This window comes from Colwellia ponticola, from assembly GCF_005885605.1.
GTDB classification, from domain to species: domain Bacteria; phylum Pseudomonadota; class Gammaproteobacteria; order Enterobacterales; family Alteromonadaceae; genus Colwellia; species Colwellia ponticola.
In genome coordinates this window covers 124539-147968 of record NZ_SZVP01000002.1, presented here as the reverse complement: position 1 = coordinate 147968, position 23430 = coordinate 124539, and the positions used below count along the sequence as shown (strand labels likewise).

The 23430-nt window shown below is 38.8% G+C and carries 16 protein-coding genes; 5 read left to right on the top strand and 11 right to left on the bottom strand.

The features are described from left to right. Window positions 1-125 precede the first annotated feature (125 nt). Window positions 126-311 carry a transposase domain-containing protein gene (locus tag FCS21_RS03685; protein ID WP_138620646.1) on the bottom strand — a complete coding sequence of 62 codons (186 nt, stop codon included), beginning with the start codon at window positions 309-311 and terminating at the stop codon, window positions 126-128. A 138-nt stretch (window positions 312-449) separates the two neighbouring features. Beyond that, the gene (locus tag FCS21_RS03680) at window positions 450-1976 is read right to left on the bottom strand and encodes a fumarate hydratase (RefSeq protein ID WP_138620645.1); all 1527 of its coding nucleotides are present in this window, start codon (window positions 1974-1976) and stop codon (window positions 450-452) included. 276 nt (window positions 1977-2252) lie between these two features. Here FCS21_RS03680 and pabB point away from each other — a divergent pair, with 276 nt between their 5' ends. From pabB to FCS21_RS03665, 3 genes are all read left to right on the top strand, one after another. Continuing rightward, complete coding sequence (gene pabB, locus FCS21_RS03675; RefSeq protein ID WP_138620938.1) at window positions 2253-3734, top strand: aminodeoxychorismate synthase component I; 1482 nt, start codon at window positions 2253-2255, stop codon at window positions 3732-3734. A 47-nt stretch (window positions 3735-3781) separates the two neighbouring features. Continuing rightward, window positions 3782-4357 (top strand): CoA pyrophosphatase, encoded by a 576-nt coding sequence (locus tag FCS21_RS03670; RefSeq protein ID WP_138620644.1) that lies wholly within the window; start codon window positions 3782-3784, stop codon window positions 4355-4357. 331 nt (window positions 4358-4688) lie between these two features. Further along, window positions 4689-6065, top strand: coding sequence for an L-serine ammonia-lyase (locus FCS21_RS03665; protein WP_138620643.1), 1377 nt, complete (start codon window positions 4689-4691; stop codon window positions 6063-6065). Window positions 6066-6181: 116 nt separating this feature from the next. On the opposite strand, the gene FCS21_RS03660 is transcribed toward FCS21_RS03665, so the two are convergent. Further along, window positions 6182-8350 (bottom strand): TonB-dependent receptor family protein, encoded by a 2169-nt coding sequence (locus FCS21_RS03660; RefSeq protein ID WP_138620642.1) that lies wholly within the window; start codon window positions 8348-8350, stop codon window positions 6182-6184. A 295-nt stretch (window positions 8351-8645) separates the two neighbouring features. Between FCS21_RS03660 and FCS21_RS03655 the strand changes: the two genes are divergently transcribed. Further along, on the top strand, window positions 8646-10073 hold the full coding sequence (locus FCS21_RS03655; protein ID WP_138620641.1) for a coniferyl aldehyde dehydrogenase: 1428 nt from the start codon (window positions 8646-8648) through the stop codon (window positions 10071-10073). 143 nt (window positions 10074-10216) lie between these two features. On the opposite strand, the gene FCS21_RS03650 is transcribed toward FCS21_RS03655, so the two are convergent. The 6 genes from FCS21_RS03650 to rppH form a co-directional block, all read right to left on the bottom strand. Continuing rightward, a complete protein-coding gene (locus FCS21_RS03650) occupies window positions 10217-12712 on the bottom strand; it encodes a bifunctional diguanylate cyclase/phosphodiesterase (protein ID WP_246046980.1) in 2496 nt (831 codons plus the stop codon). A gap of 398 nt (window positions 12713-13110) precedes the next feature. Next, complete coding sequence (locus FCS21_RS03645; RefSeq protein ID WP_138620640.1) at window positions 13111-13962, bottom strand: thymidylate synthase; 852 nt, start codon at window positions 13960-13962, stop codon at window positions 13111-13113. Continuing rightward, window positions 13962-14861, bottom strand: coding sequence for a prolipoprotein diacylglyceryl transferase (lgt, locus tag FCS21_RS03640; RefSeq protein ID WP_246046979.1), 900 nt, complete (start codon window positions 14859-14861; stop codon window positions 13962-13964). Before lgt ends, FCS21_RS03645 begins: the two co-directional genes overlap by 1 nt. A 177-nt stretch (window positions 14862-15038) precedes the next feature. Beyond that, window positions 15039-15833: a sulfite exporter TauE/SafE family protein gene (locus FCS21_RS03635; protein ID WP_138620639.1), complete on the bottom strand. Its 795-nt coding sequence runs from the start codon at window positions 15831-15833 to the stop codon at window positions 15039-15041. Between the two features lie 92 nt (window positions 15834-15925). Then, window positions 15926-18277, bottom strand: coding sequence for a phosphoenolpyruvate--protein phosphotransferase (gene ptsP, locus FCS21_RS03630; RefSeq protein ID WP_138620638.1), 2352 nt, complete (start codon window positions 18275-18277; stop codon window positions 15926-15928). 391 nt (window positions 18278-18668) lie between these two features. Then, a complete protein-coding gene (rppH, locus tag FCS21_RS03625; RefSeq protein ID WP_138620637.1) occupies window positions 18669-19184 on the bottom strand; it encodes an RNA pyrophosphohydrolase in 516 nt (171 codons plus the stop codon). Window positions 19185-19344: 160 nt separating this feature from the next. Between rppH and mutH the strand changes: the two genes are divergently transcribed. Further along, window positions 19345-20013: a DNA mismatch repair endonuclease MutH gene (mutH, locus tag FCS21_RS03620; RefSeq protein ID WP_138620636.1), complete on the top strand. Its 669-nt coding sequence runs from the start codon at window positions 19345-19347 to the stop codon at window positions 20011-20013. 49 nt (window positions 20014-20062) lie between these two features. Here mutH and FCS21_RS03615 read toward each other — a convergent pair whose 3' ends face one another. Together FCS21_RS03615 and FCS21_RS03610 are read right to left on the bottom strand one after the other, a co-directional pair. Further along, window positions 20063-21025 (bottom strand): D-hexose-6-phosphate mutarotase, encoded by a 963-nt coding sequence (locus FCS21_RS03615; RefSeq protein WP_138620635.1) that lies wholly within the window; start codon window positions 21023-21025, stop codon window positions 20063-20065. A 67-nt stretch (window positions 21026-21092) separates the two neighbouring features. Beyond that, window positions 21093-23297 (bottom strand): patatin-like phospholipase family protein, encoded by a 2205-nt coding sequence (locus FCS21_RS03610; RefSeq protein WP_138620634.1) that lies wholly within the window; start codon window positions 23295-23297, stop codon window positions 21093-21095. Window positions 23298-23430 lie beyond the last annotated feature (133 nt).

Here is a 23430-nt window from a genome sequence, read left to right as displayed (position 1 = left end):
AATACCAGTCAGTTAAGCTAACTGGCATTTTTGTTTTGGTAGCTTTTTTCTGCCATCGCCAAAAATACTTGCTTAACAGCTTCAGCACCTAAGCGTTGCCTAAATAGACTCATGCCTATAATTGACTAAAGTACTGCCTCTAAAGGTAAGCGGCGCTTTCGACCGGTGGCAACTCCGGCTTGTTTAAAGCATTGCTCAATTAATTCAGGAGAAAGTAACTCAGCATATTTTTCAAAAGAGTGAAAAGTATTACCAGCATCAAGCGTGGTGGCTAATTCGTTTTCAAAGCGTATAAAAAAATCCGATATCATTAACTGATATCGGATTCTAAAAGGGTTAAAAGATCGGTCAATGGATCGTTAAATATTTCTTAACTGATCGGCATTACGCTTATAGCCCTCTTTTTATATTGGTAAATCAGTCCTATAAAACCGACCTGCTAATTGGCGCTAGTTAGCTTTTGCTTTATCGTCAGCTTCTTGAATTTTAACTTTCCAAATTTCAGGACCTGTTACATGAGCAGACTCACCAGTACTGTCTACGGCAACCGTTACTGGCATATCTTCTACTTCAAATTCATAGATAGCTTCCATCCCCATATCTTCAAAGGCGACTACTTTCGCTTTTTTAATGGCTTTAGATACTAGGTATGCCGCACCGCCAACCGCCATTAAATACACTGACTTATGGTCTTTAATGCTTTCACACGTTGCTGCGCCACGCTCAGCTTTGCCAATAGAGCCTAGCAAGCCGGTTTTCGATAACATCATCTCGTTGAATTTATCCATACGTGTAGCCGTTGTTGGGCCTGCTGGACCTACCGCTTCATCACCGATAGCATCAACAGGACCAACGTAATAAATAAACTTGTTGGTAAAATCTACCGGTAGTTTTTCACCTTTGGCTAACATATCTTGAATACGTTTATGCGCTGCATCACGACCGGTTAAAATAGTACCGCTAAGTAAGACTGTTTCACCGGTTTTCCACTCAGCGATATCTGCTTTAGTTAAACCATCAACATTAACACGACGTACGTTTTCACCTACTTCCCAGGTAATTTCTGGCCACTCTTCCAGTTTAGGTGGTGTTAAATTAGCAGGGCCTGAGCCATCTAAGTGAAAGTGCACATGACGCGTTGCTGCACAATTTGGGATCATTACCACAGGTTTAGACGCTGCATGCGTTGGTACTGAGTTAATTTTAACATCAACAACCGTGGTTAAACCGCCAAGTCCTTGTGCGCCAATACCTAACTTATTAACGCGTTCAAAAATTTCAAGGCGCAATTCTTCTTCAGCATTTTGTGGGCCACGTTCAATTAAGTCTTGAATATTGACCGGTTCCATCAAGCTTTCTTTTGCTAGTACACCCGCTTTTTCAGCTGTACCACCAACGCCTATGCCTAACATACCTGGTGGACACCAACCCGCCCCCATTGTTGGTAAGGTTTTAACTACCCAGTCAGCAATAGAATCAGAAGGGTTTAACATCACCATTTTGGTTTTATTTTCACTACCACCACCTTTAGCGGCAATCATTATTTCAAGGCCAGTGCCTGGTACCATATCGATATGAACAACTGCTGGGGTATTATCTTTGGTATTGATACGTTTGCCGGTAGGATCAGCGACAATAGAGGCACGTAATGGGTTGTCTGGATTTAAATACGCACGGCGCGTACCTTCATCAACCATTTGCTGTACAGTCATATCAGTTTTATCCCACTGAACCGCCATACCGACTTTAACAAAACAGGTAACAATGCCAGTGTCTTGACAAATAGGACGTTTACCTTGTGCTGACATACGTGAGTTAATCAAAATTTGCGCTATTGCGTCTTTCGCCGCCGTTGATTCTTCTTTGTGATAGGCTTTTTCTAATGCCTGAATAAAATCAAGTGGATGATAATAAGAAATATATTGCAGTGCATCTTCAATACTATCGATTAAGTCTTGTTGTTTAATGATGGCCATAGTGCTCTCTATTAGCGTTAGTTTAGGTATTAATCGTTTTTAATACTTTTAATAGCCTTTAATACTGGCTGGTTGAAAGTTATAATAACTTGCGACCTATAATAACCTGCTATTGAAAGTGCTGCCAGACCAAATGGCTGATAATAACTATTTTACTAGCGAATACTAAGAGTAAATAAAACCTTGTACCATTCATCTGATAACGCTGCTAATCATACCGATAACACTGCTGCTAACGAAAAGCTTAACGGAGCAATAAACGCGGTGATTAACACCATGGAGCTTGATAGCAACTTATCCGCAAAAGCATTGCAACTTAACAATGCGGCTACGCCAGAATCAGTGTTTAGTACTTTGTCTGATCAACCTTGGGCAATGTGGCTGGACTCTGGTAATAGTGACCATGTTGACAGCCGTTTTGATATTTTAGTATGGCAACCTATAGCAACGCTAACAACACAACAAAATGTTACTAAGCTCTGCTTTTTAGCCACTAAGGATACAAAAAAAGTCAACCTTAGCAGTAACGATGATCCCTTATCACTGGTTAAAAATCTGCAAGAAAAATTATTTAATACCGCACAAAAAAGTCATGACTTCCTACCCTTCTTGGGCGGCGCACTCGGCTATTTCTCTTATGATTTAGGTCGTCGATTTGAACAACTACCTAGCATAGCAAAACAAGATATTAACTTGCCTGAAATGGCTATTGGTCTCTATAACAAAGCCGTTATTTTCGATAATAGGTCAGCGAGTTTTTACTTAGTGTGTGCGGACAGCGAACGAGAGCAGTTTGAAACGTCACTGACTAAGGCAACAATTTCAGCAAGCGTTACCCGCGATGCTTCAAGTACGTTTATATTAACCAGTACTTGGCAAGCAAACATGGACAAAGCCAGCTACATAGAGAAATTTAATACTGTGCAAAACTATTTATTAAGTGGCGATTGTTATCAAATTAACTTGGCGCAACGCTTTAGTGCACAATATCAAGGCGATGAATTTAACGCTTACTTAGCCTTAAAAACGGCCAACAAGGCGCCTTTTTCTGCTTTTATACGTTTAGAACATGGTGCTATCTTAAGCCTTTCACCTGAGCGTTTTATACAGTTGTCGCAAGGTAAAGTACAAAGTAAACCAATTAAAGGCACTATGCCCCGTAGTGATAACAAAATACAAGATGCTAATAATGCTGAAATATTAAAGCATTCAACTAAAGATAATGCTGAAAACTTAATGATTGTAGATTTACTGCGTAATGACCTTAGTAAAAGCTGTCAACCGGGTTCGGTAAAAGTACCTAAGTTATTTGATATTGAAAGCTTTCCGGCGGTGCATCACTTAGTCAGTACCGTTGAAGGGGTATTAGCAAATAATAAGCATGCTACTGATTTACTGCGCGGCGCATTTCCTGGTGGCTCAATTACTGGTGCTCCTAAAATTCGCGCCATGGAAATAATCGAACAATTAGAGCCACATCGTCGCAGTATCTATTGCGGCTCTATTGGTTATATTTCTAATTGTGGCGCTATGGATACTAGCATCACCATTCGTACCTTAATTTGTCAACCTAATACACCATCAACCAGTAGTATACCTAATACTTGTGCTAGTACTGATATTGAGACTGGCAACACTATTCATTGTTGGGCAGGAGGTGGCTTAGTTGCCGATTCAACCGCACTGAGTGAATATCAAGAAACTTTTGATAAAGTTAATTGTATATTACCAGTGTTATCAAGGCTCAATCAGGTGTAATGTTAATCCATCTACTGAGTTAACATTGTTATTAACGAGTAAAAGCGATGACCAAAGATGAATTTTTAATACGCTTTAATTTATTGCAATTAACGGAATCTGAGCATAACTACCAGCACCCATCACCGATGCGTTCAGCGGCGGTGCTCATTGCTTTAGTCGAATCTGACAATGATGAGGGGTTGCAGGTCTTATTAACCAAGCGTGCTAGTCATTTAAAGCACCACCCGTCACAGATAAGCTTTCCTGGCGGTAAAGTTGAAAAAGAAGATAAATCCTTAATTGATACCGCGCTTCGAGAAACCTTTGAGGAAATAGGATTATCTAGTGATGCCATAACAATCGCAGGTCAATTACCACCTTATCAAACGATTAGTGGTTTTCATGTAACCCCCATTATTGCTATTGTCGCAAGCTCGCAAACTTATCTAATAGATAACAACGAAGTCTCTGAAGTATTTCAAGTGCCTCTACAGTACTTTTTAACCACTAAGAATCATCACATTGTTGTCGCCCATAAAGGTGGAAGGCAGCATAATGTACACTTCCTACCTTACAAGCATTACAATATCTGGGGCGCGACTGCGGTCATGCTAAAAGACTTAATCGCCCAGATAAACTAGACATTAAATTATTTTGCTTATGTTATTTTACTTATATTAGTGATATTAGTGATTATAAAAAATCTCCTCTCCCCCCTTATGTGTTGCTTTATCTGAACACTTTCAATACATCTGCATTAACACCAAAGATAATATCAACAATAATTTCCTAAAAACATAGTAATTAAAATATTATTCACTTATAAAGCGATAATCCGTATTAAATAGTGAGAGCAACAATTTACTGTTAACTGTTGCTCGGTAAGCTTTGAAGCTATAATGGCAACGGCAACACAAAACAGTAAATAAAAAATCAACAGATAATAAGTAAGTAGGATGAGGGTACAAAAGTATGATCAGTGTATTTGATATGTTTTCTATTGGCATTGGCCCGTCAAGTTCGCACACTGTGGGGCCGATGAAAGCGGCAAAATTGTTTGTTGATGCCTTAATCGAACAAACGTTATTAACCGATGTCGACCGAGTAAAGTGTGAGCTTTTTGGTTCATTAGGTCAAACGGGTATTGGTCATGGCACCGGTAAAGCCGTTATATTAGGTTTATATGGACACACGCCTGAAGGCATTCCTGTTGACTCAATTGAACCAACCTTAGCAGCCGTAGTGAGTAGCCAAAAAATAGCTCTTAATGGTAGCCATGAAGTAAGCTTTCCTAAAGATAACGCCATTATTTATCATCGTCGAAAAAGCTTACCTGCTCATGCTAATGCCATGACCTTGTATGCTTATAAAAATGAGACCTTGTTACTATCAAAAACCTATTATTCTATTGGTGGTGGCTTTATTGTTGAAGATTGCGACTTTGAAAAAGAAAAAGATAAAGCGTTATCGCTACATAGTAATATTAAGCGTCCACATGCCTTTAGTAGCGCTAAAGAGTTACTCCATGAAGCAAAAGTAAACGGTTTAAGTATTAGCACCATTATGATGAATAATGAAAAGTGCTTAAATGATGAAGCGACTATTCGCACAAAGTTACTTGATATTTGGGCGGCAATGAAAGCCAGTGTTGATCGTGGTATATCAACCGAAGGGATTTTACCTGGAGGCTTGAAAGTAACCCGTAGAGCGCCTGCTTTACACCGCTCTTTGCTAGTAGAAAAATCAAACGATCCCTTAACCGCCATGGATTGGGTTAATTTATTTGCCATGGCTGTTAACGAAGAAAATGCCGCGGGCAGTCGTGTTGTTACTGCGCCAACTAATGGCGCTGCCGGTATTCTTCCTGCCGTGCTTTGCTACTACGATAAGTTTGTTAAACCGCTTAGCGATGATGATTGTATTCGTTATTTACTCACCGCAGCAGCGATTGGTATTTTATACAAAACTAACGCGTCTATTTCAGGGGCAGAAGTAGGTTGTCAAGGTGAAGTAGGCGTGGCTTGTTCAATGGCTGCTGGCGCTTTAACTGAAATAATGGGTGGTACACCACCGCAAGTAGAAAATGCCGCCGAAATAGGCATGGAGCATAATCTTGGTTTAACCTGTGACCCAGTTGGCGGCTTAGTGCAAGTACCTTGTATTGAGCGTAATGCCATGGGATCAGTTAAAGCCATCAACGCCTCTCGTCTTGCCTTACGTGGTAATGGCACCCAAAAAGTGACGTTAGATGAAGTGATCAAAACCATGTGGGAAACCGGTAATGATATGAAGACTAAATATAAGGAAACCTCACGTGGCGGCTTAGCGGTAAATATTACCGAGTGTTAAGTAATTATTTCGACAAGGTTTATGTTTGTTTAACTATAGGTTCAGTTTAGTAAAAAGCCCCGATAAGTAGTACTTATCGGGGCTTTTTTATGCGGCTATGTTACAGCTTTTACTATTTAAAAGTTATATTGATAACCCACTGACATAGTTAACGGCTTACCAACCATTACGGAGCCATGTGCACGCGTAGCAACGTACGTTTCATCTAAAACATTATCAACACTAAAGCGTACTTGTTGATTATCAGCAATGTCATAACTAGCAACAAAATCTACCACGGTGCGCGCGTCAATATTTTCGGCACTGTCACCAATACCAGCAGTACTACGCATTTCACCAGTATAACGCACTAATACGTTAGTTCGCCATACGTCGCCAGCTAAGCCAACAACAAATTGAAATTGGTTTTCAGGTACGTAAGGAAAATCATCACCGGCGTTAACATCACCCCAAAAATCCGATTTAAAAGTATTTAAAAATTCAGTTTTAGTATGAGTATAAGTTAAATCAATTGGCATCGAGATATCACCAAAATCAACGCTATAACCGGTTTTAAATTCAAGACCCGTTACCTTAACCGCACCCGCATTATACTGCTCACCAATATTCTCATCTGAACAGTTTTGACTAACCGTACAGTTGCCATGCATATTGTCATAGTCTGAGTAGAAAAATAATGCTTCGACATTAAAGGCATTTTTTGCATACCTTGTGCCTAATTCATAGTTAATACTTTCTTCATTACTCGCATCAGCATTACCGGGTGCAGGTGGCGCAAAACCTTTTTGTACACCACCAATTAAGACGAGATCATCATTCAGTTGATAACTTACTGCTAAAGACGGTAAAACCACATCAAGTTTGTTTTTTTTGTGTGCCGGTGTTGTTAAACGATTCGGATCTGTTTTGCCCCAATCTTCACGTTCAATGGTCATATCTTCATAACGAAGACCCGCATTGATAATAAACTTACCCATAGTCCATTCATCATGAACAAATAACGCAACAGCACTAGCGCTATCAATACGGTTTGAATCTGTACCAGGTATACCTGAGTTAGTTAAGGTCATGTTATAAGTAGCATCAAGGGCATATTGATCAACCCATTGGAAACGATCCATTTCATCTTCATGATAACGCGCACCAAATTTTACTTGGTGGTTATTAAAGTCAGCATCTAACACCGTTTGAATACCTTGCGATAAATAATCACGATTATTGGCTTTAATATCAACATCAATAATGCCTGTTGGCGATTGATCATGTTGTGCCGCTATGTCAATACCGCCGCTACCTAAACTTTCACCACCTACTTTACTGACTTTGTACCAATTACGGCTAAAATCATTATGATAAACCGTAGTCGCTAAATTAAAACGATTTGATAACTTAATTACGTGGCTAAGCTGTAACTGTAAATGTTCGGTAGCCATATTATCGTTTTGCGATGCCGAGTAACGACTGTAAGGATCGGCGTTAAAGTCAGCGTCGGTTAAGCCCATATAGGTATCATCTGAATCTTCATCAGAATACTTAACTTTAAATTCAACTTCTTGGTAAAAAGCAGCATCGTCATCGGTGTTATAGCGCACTTTAGCCAAGACATCATTTTTTTCAAAACCAGTATCTTTATTACTGTGATTAATATCTTTGTAGCCATCGGCTTGATAACGGAAAACTTCGACAACCGAACTGATGTTTTCACCTTTACCGCCAATAAAACCGTGTACTTTAGCAAAGCCGTCTTGCCCTGCTTGCACACTAAGTTGGCCAGCAAGTTCTTGCTCTGGAATTTGGCGAGACAACATATTAATTACGCCACCGGTAGTACGTGGACCATACATAGCACTAGAGGTACCTTTAAGTACTTCAATTTGTTGCATACGACCAGCCGTAGGAAAATAGTAAGCTGCAGGTGAAGCGTAAGGTGCGGGCGCGGCTAACACACCATCTTCCATAATAGTCACTTTTTCACTACGGTTTTGACCCGTGCCACGCATACCAATATTAGCGCGTAAACCGTAACCATCTTCTTCTAATACATACACACCAGGGATGGAGGTTAGCGAGCGCATAATGTCGGTATAATCAAATTTTTCAAGATCAGCTTGAGTCAACTGATGAGCACTACCAGGAAGACTATTAACGGCAGTATTTTCACCAAAAATAGTAAATTGTTCACCAACAGATATATTTTTTATCGGCTCTTCGGCAAAAGCATTAGCAGAAAGAGCGCTAGCAATAACCAAGCTTATTAAGGTCGGTTTAAACGATTTCATTGACATTGACACGGTAACTCCAAAAAATTATATAAGATTTATATTTGTGTAAGTATTTATGAGTAAGTAAATTTCATTGTCGACATTAAAACACTAACATAAATGAGAATCAATACCATTACATCACATTTGATAACAAAATAGCGCTATTTTATTACCACTTGATATAAAACAAACATTACTCATAAATATTGTTAATAACGTTTATTACTCCATCCGACTCAATAACAATATTATCTTGCGATTCAGGTCAAAAGAGATACAGTGAAATGCTAAACCTTAACTATAAATTGGGGCTACTATGAATACAGTTACCGACATAAAAAACAATGAGCAGTCACTAACGTCTATTTTAGCTCAACAAAAAAAAGAGTATCGACTATCTCCAGCGCCTTCTATTCATTATAGAAAAGAGCAATTAACTGCTTTAAAAAAAGCGTTATTATCACACCAAGACGAACTGGTTGCCGCGCTCAATAAAGACTATGGTCAACGAGCAAAACAAGACAGTTTGCTTGCCGATATTCTACCCTGTGTAATGAATATAAATTACACACTAAAACGTTTGAAAAAATGGTCAAAGCCACAACGACGACATGCGGGGCTTTTGTTATCGCCGGCAAAAGTCACCGTTCATTATCAGCCTTTAGGTGTTATTGGTATTATGGTGCCGTGGAACTTCCCAATCATGTTATCAATAGGGCCTTTAATTGCGGCTTTGGCGGCAGGTAATCGCGCCATGATCAAGCTATCAGAGTTTACTCCCGCCACCAATGCGGTAATATCGTCAATGCTCGGCAGTATTTTTGATGATAAAACTGTTGCCGTAATAGAAGGTGAAGCAGATGTTGCTGCTACTTTTTCAAGCTTAGCTTTTGATCACTTAGTCTTCACCGGTTCAACCAATATTGGTCGGCATGTGATGCGCGCAGCTGCTAACAACTTAACACCAGTAACCTTAGAACTAGGCGGTAAGTCACCGGTTATTATTGCTGATGATATACCCATTGACACCGCTGTTGAGCGTTTACTCTTTGGTAAGTGTTTAAATGCTGGGCAAATATGTGTTGCCCCAGATTATATTTTTTGTCCACAAGATAAAGTAGATAAATTTATTAGCGCCTATCAGCAGCAGTTTACTGCTATGTACCCTAAGCATGCCTCAAACACTGATTACGCCAATATTATTAATGCTACTCAACACAAACGCTTACTGGCGTGGCTTGACGATGCTATTGATAAAGGCGCTAGCGTTGTTTCAGCCAGTGGCGAAGAAATTAATCGCCAAACTCGACAAATGGCTACGCAATTAATCACGCAAGTCACTGATGATATGCAATTAATGCAAGCAGAGATCTTTGGTCCTTTATTGCCGATAATACCTTATAAATCATTAGATAAAGTGGTTACTTATATTAATGACCGCCCTCGCCCCTTAGCCTTATATATCATGAGCTTTGACAAAAATACACAGCAATTACTGCTTGATAAAACTCACTCAGGTGGCGTTTGTATTAACGATACTATTATGCACGTTGCCGCTGACGATGCGCCTTTTGGCGGCATTGGTGATTCAGGTATGGGCCATTATCATGGTAAAGAAGGATTTTTAACCTTTTCAAAAGCCAAGACTGTATTATCGCAAGGTAAAATCAATATGGGCAAGCTAGTGCAACCACCTTACAACACCTTTATGCAAAAGTTGCTGTTTAAAATCTTTATGCGTTAACCTTATTTAATGACACTGGTTCAGTGACGAATGATTGAGTGAATGCTAACTAAGTTAAGAGATAATAAGCATAAGATAACTATTCTCAACAGAAATAAAAAAGGCCTCTTTAGTAAGAGGCCTTTGCGTAAAAGCGGCAACGCTTAACTAACATCATGAGTGCTATATTTGGCATGCAAATCAATAATAGACAGTGGTCGGTCGAAGTAATAACCTTGAATCAAGTCGCAATTATAGTGCTTTAACCGCTCAAACTGGGCTTTACTTTCAACACCTTCGGCAACTACGGTTAAATTATAAAATTGGCCAATAGCAATAATAGTTTTCACTAAGGCCTCACTTTGACTGCTCACTAATAACTTATTAATAAACGAACGATCAATTTTTATCTCATTCATAGGTAAATTACTCAAATAGCTTAAAGAGGAGTAACCTGTGCCAAAGTCGTCTAATGACAGTCTAAAGCCGTGATCTCTCAAACGCTTTAAAATAGGCTGTACTTTATCTAAGTCAGAGATAAAAATATTCTCGGTAATTTCCAACGTGACTAAGTTTGCCTTAAAAGAAAATTGTTCAATCGCTGCTATCATCTGCTCGGCAAAATTGGTTTCAATTAGTTGCTTTGGCGAAATATTTAACGACAGTTCCAGCGTAGCATTGTGCTTAACATTATAGTGTAATATATCTTGTAAAGCCTGCTCTATGACAAAACTTCCTATGTCATGAATCATCCCTATATCTTCAGCCACCTGAATAAACTCGTCAGGAGATACATGACCTAATATTTTGTTATACCAACGAATAAGTGCTTCCACAGCGACAATTTTGCCACTGTCTACACTTATTTGTGGCTGATATAACACTGAAAATTCGTTTTTTGATAGTGCCTCTCTCAACTCGCTTTCAATAAGAAAGTCTCGTTTTACTTGCTTATTAATGCTTTCATTAAAAAATAGTGACCTACCTTTTTGTTGAGCTTTAGATTTATAAAGCACTATATCCGCTTTACTAATGAGTTCTTCAGCGACATTACCATCACTGGGATACATAGCAACACCAACACTACAGCTAGAATAAATAGACTTACCTTTGATAATAAATTCTTGAGCAAATATTTTCTGTATCTGTGCCACTTTTTGCTGTGCTTGTGCTTTATTACTGAGCGCTGGAAAGCAAAAAATAAACTCATCACCACCAAATCGAACGACACTGTCGCGATCGGTTAATACTTTTTTAAACGCACCGCCGAGGAACTTAAGTAAGTTATCTCCCACTGAATGGCCATGAAGATCATTAATTTTCTTAAAGTCATCCAAATCAATAAACATTACCGCCAGACTTTTATTACTTTGCTTTGATAACGTAATGCCTTGTGATATTTGTTGGTCTAACTGCATTCGATTAGGTAAACCGGTTAACACATCATGTAATGCTTGATACTGTGACTGTAACTTAACTTCATTTAACTCATTAAAATCAATGTTCATTTTTTCTTTATATAAGGTAAAACGTTTCGATAAGTAATTACTTAATAACAGTGATAAGCTGATAAAAAATACTGTTACAAACAAGCTTAAAGCAAGTAATGTTAACAGTTGGCTTTGATTTTCTTGAGCAATATCTTGCTCTCTTTTCGCCAAATATTTATCTGTTTCTCCTTTATAAAATCCAGTACCGATAACCCAATTCCATTGCGGAAAGCCACTAACAAAACTTATTTTTTCACCGGGTTTTCCGGTGCTTGGCACTAAAAAGTTCATATACTCTAAATAACCTTCGCCTTGCTCTGCTATAGCAATCAATTGCTGAGTAATATTTACTATAGAGCTATCGGGATGAGCTAATAAATTAGTACCTTGCAAGTCCTTATTAATATGAGATAGCATATTTCCTTGGTAATCTAGCAAAAAAATGTATCTGTTTTCGCCAAAACTCATATTGGAGATCCGCTTTATTAGGCGCTGCTTTATATCATTCTCTACATCAACCAGATACTCACCAGTACCAATAAACCAGTCATAAGGAGCAAAATATTTACCAAAACCAATTTTTTCAAACTCCTTACTTTTATTTTCTGGTTTAACAAACCACCAGTGATAAAAAGATTCTCCATATCGTTTTGATAATGTCGCTAACTCTCGAACAATATAATTACCTCTACTGTCTTGTAAATCTGCTTTTGATGTCCCTTCCATTTGAGGTAAAATCGGATGTAATATACTCTGTCCGTCAACGCTATAAATAAAGAAGTAGCCGCGTTGCTCATTGAAACGAATATCTCTCAAAGCGGTGGTAATTAAGCGCTTAACCTCTTGTTCTGGTTTATGTTGGTTTTCTTTATAAATACTCGTGGCGATATTATGGGCTTGGTAAATGTAATTTTTAATATCGTTTTTCAGTAGTGCTTCTGTGCTATCTCTTTCGTAGGACGTTTGTTGCACCAACTGCTTAACTTGTGCCTTAATCATCTCTTTTTCAGAGGCAATAAAATTTTTCTGTAAACTCTCAATATCAGCGGTAAGTTGAGTTCTATTATGGTTAATAACAATAAATATCGCTATACAAGCAAAAATGGTTACTATGACTGGCGGGATAACCTTTATTAACTGCAGTAATTTTTCATCATGAACTATGCGCATTTAGTTTCCAACATCTAATAAAAAAAACCGCTCAACTAATCACTTACTAGCGTTTTTATTTTTACATTCTTAATATTAGCTTTACTTTGATTAGTAGAGCTTAAACGAAAATAATACCGAATCGCAGTGTAGCAAAATAAATATCGTTATTGTTAATATTCAGATCAATAAAGGTTCAATTAGCTAACCGCTAGTTATAAATGTTGTATCATTACTTCATCATTGTTTACGAGTGGTTTACGATTACTTGATGAGTTATTTATCAAAAACTTAAATACTAGAATACTTGTCGCTAGCAACTCAAGAATAGCGTGATAATGACTATGGGGTATGAATATATAAGATCACCGATAATACAGCGATCTTATAATAATTTTCATTAAAAAGTGGCGTAAAGGTTACACGGCAAAAGGATATTTAATCGCGTCGTGGCATTGATAGCCTTCCACTTTAAAATCATCCATGGTCACCCAGGTCTCCAGATCTTCTAATGATTGGATTTTGGGATTAATAATCAGTTTAGGTAACGCCAGTGGCTCACGCTTAAGTTGCACTTCTTGCATTAACGATAACTGGTCTTCATAAATATGAGCATTGACGATTTTATGATAAGCAGTACCAGCTTTTTTACCGGTAATTTGTGCCATTATCGCCAAAAAGAAAAACACCTGAACTTGGTTGAAATTGAGTCCTAGCGGCACATCACATGAACGTTGAAAGCTCGTTAAGTGTAGCGTGTCTCCCAGTAAGGAAAAATTGTGAGTATGCATACAAGGCCTTAAACATCCCAGGTCGAACTCACCTGGATTGTAAAAAGTCATGATCTCAGCGCGATCATCAATACCTTTTTTCAGGTTATCCACAATTTTTTTCAGCTGGTCAATACTACCACCATCAGGTTTAGCCCAGGCGCGAGCTTGCACGCCATAAACGCGCCCCATATCATCTTCACCTTTGCGATAACTATTATTAAGCCAAGCCTCATTTAAGTTTGCATTGGCATCCCAAGTTTTAGTGCCAAGTTTGCGAAAATCAGCGGCATTGTCGTAGCCTCGAATATAGCCAATAAACTCAGCAATAGCCGATTTAAAAAAACTTTTACGTGTAGTAATTAACGGAAACTCGTTAGCGCCAACATTATATTGTAAGTCAGCATTAATCACGGTTAAACAGCGTTTACCCGTACGCTCATTTTCCACCCAAGTACCTTGGTCAATAATTCGTTGACATAATTCTAAATAAGCGCGCATTAACGTTTTCCTTTTACTGATTTTTTATGATCTTGCTGTGTTTTTGGGAGAGTATCTTTGTTAGCGCCAGTAACTGGCGTTTTATTGCCCTTGGCAATCGCTGATTTTTGTTGTGATAAGTAACCTAGATAAATAACAAGCATGCCCGCTAAGATCATCGGAATACTTAAAATTTGTCCTTTAGAAATAAAGGTGAAGTACAAACCAAGATGCGCATCGGGCTCGCGGAAAAATTCAATAACGCTTCTAAAAACCCCATAACCAATTAAAAACACGCCTGAGGCTAGCCCTAAACGGTTAGTTTTTCGGCTAATAATATATAAAATAGCGAACAGTACTACCCCTTCTAAGGCAAATTCATATAACTGTGACGGATGACGCGGCACTTGTAATGGGTCGGTTGGAAAAACCATCGCCCAAGGTACATCGGTTTGACGCCCCCAAAGCTCGGCGTTTATAAAGTTACCTAAACGGCCCATACCTAAACCAATAGGCACTAGCGGTACAACAAAGTCACCCACTGATAAAAAGGTTTTATTAGTTTTACGGGCAAAAATAAATACCGCTAAAATAACGCCTAGCAGGCCACCATGAAAAGACATGCCTCCTTGCCAAATTTGCAATAAATAAAATGGGTCAGATAGAAAATAGTCGAATTGGTAAAAAAGTACGTAACCAACACGCCCCCCTAAAATAACCCCTAAGAATCCATAGAATAATAAATCACTGACTTGCTCACGCGTCCATAAACCATCACTGCGATCCGCCGCCTTGTTTGCCATAAACATAGCAACAAGAAAGCCAATTAAATACATGGTGCCATACCAGCGTAATGATACTGGTCCAATACTAAATATTACTGGGTCTATCACTGGAAATTGTAGAAACTTATCTGTCATTGCTTGTCCAATTGAGAGGAAAAAAATGTAAACGTAAAGGCAATTTAAACACTAACTTAACTATTAATGTAAATTTAACGATAAAAAGCCACCTCAAGATGAGGTTTTTACTGCTTGGTATTGTATTGCGCAATATTATATCAGGTTATCTGTCACTAAGAAGTGCTTAGCCAGAAATTAACCAAGCACCATTTTGATTGCTACAGCGATAAGAAAAAAAGCAAAGCATTTTTTTAAGGTTCTTATCGGTAATTTACTGGCAAATTTAACGCCTAGCGGGGCAAATATCGACGAACTTACCACAATAGCCAATAAAGCAGGTAAGTAAAGGTAACCTAGACTCCACTGAGGAAGATTCGCTGTTCCGATACCCGTGATAATGTAACCAAGCGAGCCAAATAGCGCAACCATTACCCCACAAGCGGTAGCAATACCTATGGTATGTAGCACTGGCACACCAAAGAAACTTAATGATGGCACTAAAATAGCACCACCAGCAATGCCCATTAAACTTGAGATAATGCCAGTGATAAAACTAAGTGTTTGTAAAATATAGGTGGGAGGAACGGTTCTTTCTTTTGATAAATTAATAGAAAGCAACATATAAGCCGCTAATAAAATAACGACAAAGGAGAATAAGCCCGTTAAGGCTTCTCTAGAAAGAGAATCGGCAATAAAAGCGCCTATTAACGCGCCAAGCGCAACTAAGCTCATTAGCTTGCGTGCTAACAGCCAAGGAATATTACTATTACGATGATGAGCAAAAGCGGCACTAGTCGAGGTAATAACGATTGCCCCTAAAGAAGTACCCAACGCCATAGGCATCACCACCTCATGATCGACCCCTACCATCGGCAGTAAATACACTAATGCGGGTACTATGATAAGGCCGCCACCAATACCGAGTAAGCCGGCTAAAAAACCGACAATACCACCTAAAATGAGACAAGAGATTAATACCGTTGTAATCATGTTACTTTGCGGAAAACCCGCTCCTAAATGGTGTAAGTAAAATTATTGTCTCGCTAAACGAGCCAATAAATTAGTCTGCTTGGTATCAGCCATTATCCCGCGCGAATAAAGCTGCCTAGCCCTAATAATTCAAGCTGTTCATTAAGGTAACTATGTACTTGCTTTGGCGTTGTCAACGTTAATGTTTTATCTAACATAGTGTGTGCTTGTGCCAAGGTAATATGACGAATAACCCACTTTATGCGAGGTACGTTATGACCGTTCATACTAATTTTATCAAAGCCCATGGCTAATAATAAAATAGCGCCTGCGGGTTGTGCAGCAAGCTCACCACATAAGCTAATAGCTCTACCATGTTGAGCAGATTGTTGTGCAATACTATATAAGGCTTTTAAGACCGCGGGATGAAAAGCGTCATATAAAGTAGCCACCTGACTATTATTTCGATCAACGGCTAATAAGTACTGCGTTAAATCATTACTACCAACAGAGAAAAAATCGACGCGTTTAGCTAAGGCTTCCATTTGAAAAATAACCGCTGGTACTTCTAGCATAATACCTATTTTAGGTCTTACTAAGCCCGCGGCAGTTTTTTGCGCTTTTCGCTGTGCTTGTTGAAAAGTTAACTCATCGTTACTGCTATTTTTTGACATCAGTTGAGCGTTAATATCGGTAACTAACTCTGTTTTTAACTCAAAAAAAGCCTGATTAATTAAGCTAATCGCTTCATCAACTTCCTCAACACCCGAGATCATAGGCAATATAATTTCTAAGTTATTGATATCTTGATTCGCCCTGAGCATAGCACGCACTTGTACCAAAAATATGTCGGGGTGATCTAAGGTAATTCTAATACCACGCCAACCAAGAAAAGGGTTTTCTTCACTGATGGGAAAATAAGGTAGTGATTTATCGCCGCCAACATCCAAGGTACGCATAGTAACACCGTGTTCAGGAAAGGCCTGTAATACTTTACGATACAGTTTTGTTTGCTCTTGCTCTGAAGGAAAACAACTACGATTCATAAAAGGTATTTCAGTGCGATATAAGCCAATACCTAACGCGCCTAATTTAGCCGAGTGTTCAAATCCTGCTGATAACCCTGCATTAAGTAATACTTCTATTGTTTTGCCATCTCTAGTCATACAGGGGAGATGTGCCACTTTCATTACCTTATCGGTCAGCGCTTTTTCTTGACTTAATAAATGTTGATATTGTGCTATTAAACTGTCGTTTGGATTAATAAATAATTCACCGCTATAGCCATCAATGATGGCCTGTTGCTGATGTAACTGACTCAGTACTACCGCATTAACGCCCATAATAGCGGGCAAACCTAATGAACGCGCTAAAATAGCGGCGTGAGAATTATTGGATCCTGATAACGAAATTACCCCTAACAGCCCCTGATGTTGATATTGTGCAACCATTGAGGCACTAACATCTTGCGCAAGTAAAATAAACGCATGAGGTAATTGTTGTTCTTGTTTAGTTTGTTGCTGTAAGTTGGCTAATAAACGTATGCCTAAATCTCTAATATCACTGGAACGTTCACATAAATAACTGTCTTCTATTGCTTCAAATTGACTAATATAATGTTCAATGACTAATTTTAAGGCGCTGTCTGCACGCCAGCCAAGTACTATTTTTTCAGTTATTTCTCGCCCTAAATTGGCCTGATCTAATAACTGTTGATAGACATCAAAAATAATTAAACTGTCATCATCAATTGACTCATTTAATTGACGACTTAGACTAGTAAATTCAGCTCGAGTTTTGTGCACAGCTCGCTCAAAAATTAATACCTGCTGGTCGATATCAACCGATTTTTTTAATGGTACGCCAGTAAAGTCTGCTTGCGGTTGACACACGAAAATTTCACTTAAAGCAATACCCGGCGAGCCAGCAATACCATATAATTGCTTAACGCTTTGCTTATTGTCTTGCTGCTGGCGCAGCAAACGTTTAATTTCTGCATTAGCTAAAGCACCCGCTAATTGGGTAGCCAGTGTCACCAAAAAGGCCTCATCATTTGCGGTAAAGTGACGTGATTTTTTTTGTTGAATCGCTAACACACCGAGTACTTTGCGTTGATGAATAATAGGGGTACCTAGAAAAGCATTATAGGCCTCTTCTTCAACTTCAGGGGCGTGAACAAAGTCTTGGTGTTGTTGGGCATTGGCAATATTTAACGGCTCTTCTCGCTGGGCTACTAAGCCAACTAAACCTTGAGAAAAACTTACTCGGGTTTGTCCTTGGGCGTTTTTAGCCAAACCATCTGAGGCCATTAAAATAAAATTTTGTTGATGATAATCAGCTAGATAAATAGTACAGCAATCAGTGTTAATTGCTTTTTTAACATTGTATACCATACGTTCAAGCGCATTTTGCAGCTCAGCTTCTTGGCTAAACTCTAATACTATTCGACGCAAGGTAGTTAACATTAAATTCCTCGGCAATTGATACTTATACCAAGTCTATTAAGTTATTTCCCACTCAGCCAGAATTAAAAGGCTTAGAGGCAAGGCATTGATTGCAGAGAATGGTTATTCCCTTGTCAAAATCAATAACGCCGGCTATAAGCCTTTTTAAACTGGCCCTTGGGAGCTTATTAGCAAACTGATAACCGCACAAAATTGATGAAATATAGACTAACTATACTTAACCAATTTTGCTTGTTCTAAGCTCGCTAATACAGCTCTGAGTTGGGAATAAATTTAATAGAATTGGTATTAGCTAAAAATAAATTTCTAAAAAAATAACCCACAATAAAGTGGGTTATTAGGATTCTTAACGCGAATCTACAATCATAGTAATAATTAAGTGTTGTTGATATTAAGCCCGGCGTTTGCGACGTTCAGGTCGCCTTTCATAGGTTAATGGTAATGCTTGATTAGCAAACTCTTTCATCACCATACGGTAAACATCTCGTTTAAAAGAGACAACTTGCCTTACGGGATACCAATAACTTACCCATCGCCAATCATCAAATTCAGGATGTGAGCTATGGAGTAAATCAACCGATGATTCTGCAGCTGTGAGTTTTAATAAAAACCACTTTTGTTTTTGACCAATACAAACAGGCTTAGAATCATGCCTAACATAACGTTTTGGTAATTTATATTTTAACCAATTTTTAGTTGAAGCAACTATTTTCACGTGTTCAGGTTTTAAGCCAACTTCTTCATGTAACTCTCGATACATAGTTTGTTCAGCTGACTCACCTTCATTAACGCCACCTTGTGGGTATTGCCATGAATGTTGTCCAAACCGTCTTGCCCAAAATACTTGTCCCATGTCATTAATTATTACTATGCCGACGTTGGCGCGATAGCCTTCGGCATCGATCACAGGAACTCCTGACAATATATAAAATACTTACTTCAATTCAACCATATTAACGCCAGTGGAGCAAATGATTACTTTAGTTTTTTTAGTAAATCCATGATAATAGTAATTAAGCTGATTAATTCACAATGAACAATAAAATACTTTCAGGTTAAGTTGCTTAATGAACATCCCTCTTTCTGAACAAGCACTCATGCAAAACGCTCAAAACTTAGCAGGTTTAACCTTGGGTGAGTTAGCAGAGCAAGCTGGCATTGCTATTCCCAAAGATTTAACGCGTAATAAAGGTTGGGTTGGCTTATTACTCGAGCATATTTTAGGTGCTAGTGCTGGCTCTAGACCAGAGCCCGACTTCCCTCACCTTGGTATTGAATTAAAGTCTCTACCGATTAATGAACACGCCAAACCACTAGAGACCACTTTTGTCAGTGTTGCGCCTTTAACTGGGCTAGTGGGTATAAATTGGCATAATTGTTACGTGCGTAAAAAATTAGCAAAAGTGCTATGGGTGCCGGTGATTAGCCCTAAAGATCTGCCTATTAGCGAACGTATAGTCGGCACCCCCTTTTTATGGTCACCTAATGCTGAAGAAGAAGCATTGCTAGCTCAAGACTGGCAAGAGCTTACTGACATGATAGTGCTGGGTGAAGTAGAAAATATTCAGGGAAAACATGGTCAAGTAATGCAACTAAGGCCTAAAGCCGCTAATAGCAAAGCAAAAACCCAAGCCTTTGACCGTAACGGCAAACCCTTTATGACTTTACCGCGTGGTTTTTATCTTAAAATTAACTTTACCCAAAGCTTGTTGCATCGTTATTTACGCATTAACTAATACCAAGGTCAACTGATAGCCAAATAAACAGCATTAGCGCTTAGTGATGTTAATCTAGATTAGTGACGTTAATTTCTTGAGAGATAACAACCGTTTCGCCAGCAGGTAATGCTTGCCAGCGAGTATTGGCCGCTTCTAAACAGACATATTCTTGCTCACCACCTTGATGAATATCAGCCATGGTATTGGCAAGTGCTACCCCAGGGTTCCATAACACCCATTGCTGGCAATGATGACTAACAATATCAATTTGACGTTGCCAGAGGTTATCAACTATAGTCATCTTAGCACTGCTATGATATTCACGGTCAATTTCACCGACACAGCTAACCGCTTGTTGTTGAATGCTAAGCGCTTTAACTTTCTTATCGCTTAACTTATCGCTATAGCTGACACCTGTTAAGGTATCAATACTAACGTTAGCTGGGTTGCTTACAGCAAAATAGTTATGTAAAGCAGCTGAGTATTGGGCATCTTGTTGCGAAAGATTACTCATGGCTAATACGTGTTTAAGCTGTTGACCTAAAAAGAGTGTTTGCGTTAATTTATAGGCATTAGGCCAAAGTGGGTGCTGATCTTCGCCCGTTAAAGATAATACTAGCGTCACTCCCTGCTCATCAGCGCTAATGCTTTCTATACTCCACGGTAACTGTCGAGCAAAGCCATGATTAACAGGCTTTTGCTGACTGCTTAGCTCAGTGTTTAGTCCTGTGCTTAGGGTGTTACTTGCTTGGTTATCCGCTTTATCATTAGCACCAAACCAAGGCCAACATAGCGGTATACCACCACGAATGGCCTTACCTGTTTGATAACTAGCCTGTTTACTTAACCATAAAACATCTTTATGACCTGTTGGTTGAAAGCTTAACAACTGACCGCCGTATAAACTGATATTTGCCTGACAGTGAGCATGAGAAATTGTTAGTTGGGCAAAGCGCTCTACCTCACTAAAGTGGTGTAAGTTAGTTGAAGTAACCTGTGCAAAATTATTAGCTAAAAGTATTGTTGTCATGACTTACACTCTGTAGGTTAAGGGATTGAAGGGTTGCTTGCTTATTTGCTTTACACATTAACTGCAACTACCAGTTTTTTCCGACAGACAAAAACAATGAATATTCACCGCCAGTGGCAAAGCCAATCCCTAATACCGCAGGACCAAAACTGGTATCGGTGCCAAGGTAAAGACTAGCAGAGCTAATTAAGTCATTATACTTAACCTCATCTTCAAGTCCCCAAACATTACCGACTTCTATACTGGTGCCAACATAAATAGGTAAACCTGAGCCACCGGGCACTTCTCGACCTAAATCATATTGATAAACCACAGCAGCGAAAGCTTTATGTACACCAATTAACGCATCTTGTTGGTAACCTGAAAGATTCAAAAAACCACCCAATTCAGTCACATGCACACTAAAGTCGGTGTTATTATTGATCGTAGCAAAAGAGGCAATACCCACAAAGGTATGGTTTCTAAAACCAATAGCTCCACGCCAGTCAAAGGTTAAGGTGAATGCTTTATCATGCTCTGCTGCAGTTAATAAGGGCGAGTAATTATCTTTTAATAACTTCAGCTCTATTAATAACTTATTGCCATCTGTCGGGAAATTAATACTATTTAAGGTATCGTAACCAAAGGTTAAAAAACCGCCGTAGCTATCATAATCGTAATCTCCTTCTCCTGAAGCAACAACCGATAGTTTACCCGTTTGTGCTATAGCGCCAAGTTCAATCATACCAGTAAATAAATAGTTATACCCTACGCCTAGGATGGCAGAATAATATTCATTTTTTAATTCATTACGCTGCGCTGTTTTCTCCCACTTATCTAAAGAAAAAGAAAACTTAGCTCTGCTATATACATCCTGCTGTCGATTCAGTGGTTGATAAAACTCACTCGCCAGTAACGTTTCCCAACCTAACTGTACTTCATTTAACCAATAGCCACCATGGTTGCTAATGTCTGTCAGTAAATAAGACATATTAAGTGCGGTGATAGAGCGCTCTGACAGATCAGATTTTATATTTAAACCAAAATCAAAATAATTGGGTCCCCAGGATTTAGCCGTAGTGAATAAAACCAACTCTCTACCGGCTTCAGTATCATGAAACTCAACCGACACTTGTTCGAATTTATCTAAAGCATATACTCTATTTATCGCTAAATCTAACGCTTCTTTACTAAGCTCTTTACCTATTTCAACGTCAAAGTGCTTTTTAATAATGTCATTATCTACTTTAGAATTATTGCGAATTTCAAGCGCAATAATATGTTTAGGCAAGGTATCAAACCACTTTTTTGCTTTTAATTTTTTTTGCTGTCGATAGGCTTGGTAATCAGCATCACTCACTGATAATTTCTTTAACGCGGGTAATTGTGCTAAAGCTTCTTGCTCACCTAATAGCAATGCTTGCGGCATCACGGACCAGTCGGTGGTACTTAAATCATCAATAGCAGGGCGTAACAATACATCTTTATCAGTCAGTAATGCTTTTTGCGCTAAGCTAGTGTTGTTCGTTAAAATGGTCGATAGCTGGTTAAGCACTGACATAGTATTATCGAGCTCGCTTTGCTCGGTCAGTGGGGAGCCAATATCAATAGCGATAACAATATCAGCGCCCATTGCTTTAACAACATCTATTGGCATGTTATTAGTAATGCCGCCATCAACCAGCATGTTGTCATTAACGTTCACTGCCGCAACAATACCAGGTACTGCAGCCGATGCTTTCATTGCTAAATTAATACTGCCAGAGTCAAGTACTACCATTTGCGCGGTAGCAATGTCTGAAGCAATAGCGCGATAAGGTATCGCCAGTTCATCAAAGCTAACAAAAGCGCTGATGGTATCGGTTGAGCGTTGCAGTATTTGGTAAGCGCTCTGACCGAGTAGTAAACCATGCGGCACTTTAAATTCGCCTTTGTTATAACCTAATCGTATTGATAAGTTATACCTATCCCTATGCTGTTTATCTTTATAAGATAAGGATTCTCTTGAAATAAAGTCAGAGTAACTATCAGACCAAGGCAAAGACAACATAATGGTTTCAATGTCTTTAGTCTCATAACCTAAGGCGTACATGCCGCCAACATAAGCGCCAATACTCGTACCGGCGATATAATCAATGGGGATATTGTGCTGCTCAAGTACTTTAAGCACACCAATATGGGCAGTACCTTTAGCGCCACCACCACTTAGTACCAAACCAATTTTTTCTCTAGCATGCGCCAAAGTAACTAACGTAGTCAGTGTCAGTAGTAAAACACAAAGAAAAAAACGCATGAAGTCGCTTAAAAAAATAGTAAATTAAGTAGCTAATCATAAAGATCGGTACTTAAAATACAAGGCATTTAATTTTATCAAGGATGGTAGGGATGATTAAATAAAGATGCCGTAACTAAGTGTATTAACGGGT

Coding starts and splice junctions, on each gene's coding strand:
- FCS21_RS03685 (WP_138620646.1), bottom strand. CDS start 311: ATGATATCGGATTTTTTTATACGCTTTGAAAACGAATTAGCCACCACG.
- FCS21_RS03680 (WP_138620645.1), bottom strand. CDS start 1,976: ATGGCCATCATTAAACAACAAGACTTAATCGATAGTATTGAAGATGCA.
- pabB (WP_138620938.1), top strand. CDS start 2,253: ATGGAGCTTGATAGCAACTTATCCGCAAAAGCATTGCAACTTAACAAT.
- FCS21_RS03670 (WP_138620644.1), top strand. CDS start 3,782: ATGACCAAAGATGAATTTTTAATACGCTTTAATTTATTGCAATTAACG.
- FCS21_RS03665 (WP_138620643.1), top strand. CDS start 4,689: ATGATCAGTGTATTTGATATGTTTTCTATTGGCATTGGCCCGTCAAGT.
- FCS21_RS03660 (WP_138620642.1), bottom strand. CDS start 8,350: ATGTCAATGAAATCGTTTAAACCGACCTTAATAAGCTTGGTTATTGCT.
- FCS21_RS03655 (WP_138620641.1), top strand. CDS start 8,646: ATGAATACAGTTACCGACATAAAAAACAATGAGCAGTCACTAACGTCT.
- FCS21_RS03650 (WP_246046980.1), bottom strand. CDS start 12,712: ATGCGCATAGTTCATGATGAAAAATTACTGCAGTTAATAAAGGTTATC.
- FCS21_RS03645 (WP_138620640.1), bottom strand. CDS start 13,962: ATGCGCGCTTATTTAGAATTATGTCAACGAATTATTGACCAAGGTACT.
- lgt (WP_246046979.1), bottom strand. CDS start 14,861: ATGACAGATAAGTTTCTACAATTTCCAGTGATAGACCCAGTAATATTT.
- FCS21_RS03635 (WP_138620639.1), bottom strand. CDS start 15,833: ATGATTACAACGGTATTAATCTCTTGTCTCATTTTAGGTGGTATTGTC.
- ptsP (WP_138620638.1), bottom strand. CDS start 18,277: ATGTTAACTACCTTGCGTCGAATAGTATTAGAGTTTAGCCAAGAAGCT.
- mutH (WP_138620636.1), top strand. CDS start 19,345: ATGAACATCCCTCTTTCTGAACAAGCACTCATGCAAAACGCTCAAAAC.
- FCS21_RS03615 (WP_138620635.1), bottom strand. CDS start 21,025: ATGACAACAATACTTTTAGCTAATAATTTTGCACAGGTTACTTCAACT.
- FCS21_RS03610 (WP_138620634.1), bottom strand. CDS start 23,297: ATGCGTTTTTTTCTTTGTGTTTTACTACTGACACTGACTACGTTAGTT.